The organism is Pseudonocardia nigra (assembly GCF_019396355.1).
In the GTDB taxonomy this organism is placed as follows: Bacteria; Actinomycetota; Actinomycetes; order Mycobacteriales; family Pseudonocardiaceae; genus Pseudonocardia; species Pseudonocardia nigra.
Map to the genome: position 1 here is coordinate 1 of NZ_JAHKRK010000551.1, position 737 is coordinate 737.

The window sequence follows — 737 nt, forward strand, 5'->3', positions numbered from 1 at the left end:
GCTGGCCGACATGGCCATCCTCACCGGAGGCGAGGTCATCTCGGAGAAGGTCGGCCTCAAGCTGGAGAACGCCGACCTGTCGCTGCTGGGCCGCGCCCGCAAGGTCGTGGTGTCCAAGGACGAGACCACCATCGTCGACGGCGCCGGTGACGCCGACCAGATCGCCGGCCGGGTCTCCCAGATCCGCTCGGAGATCGAGCGCACCGACTCCGACTACGACCGCGAGAAGCTCCAGGAGCGCCTGGCCAAGCTCGCCGGCGGTGTCGCGGTCATCAAGGCCGGTGCCGCCACCGAGGTCGAGCTCAAGGAGCGCAAGCACCGCATCGAGGACGCCGTCCGCAACGCCAAGGCGGCCGTCGAGGAGGGCATCGTCGCCGGCGGCGGCGTCGCCCTCATCCAGGCCGGTGCCGGCCTCTTCGAGGGCCTCGGCCTGGACGGTGACGAGGCCACCGGCGCCAACATCGTCAAGGTTGCGCTGGAGGCCCCGCTCAAGCAGATCGCGATCAACGCCGGCCTCGAGGGCGGCGTCGTCGCGGAGAAGGTCCGCGGGCTGCCCGCGGGCGAGGGCCTCGACGCGGCCACCGGCGAGTACAAGGACCTGGTCAAGGCCGGCATCATCGACCCGGCCAAGGTCACCCGCTCGGCGCTGCAGAACGCGGCCTCCATCGCGGCCCTGTTCCTCACCACCGAGGCGGTCATCGCCGACAAGCCGGAGAAGAACGCCGCTCCGGCCGGCG

General features: G+C 71.5%; 1 protein-coding gene. It reads left to right on the forward strand.

Annotation, left to right across the window (positions count from 1 at the left end; translation table 11 throughout):
* Positions 1-737, forward strand: a 737-nt coding sequence (locus KME75_RS42150; protein WP_281424923.1) for a TCP-1/cpn60 chaperonin family protein, incomplete at both ends; no start/stop codon positions are given.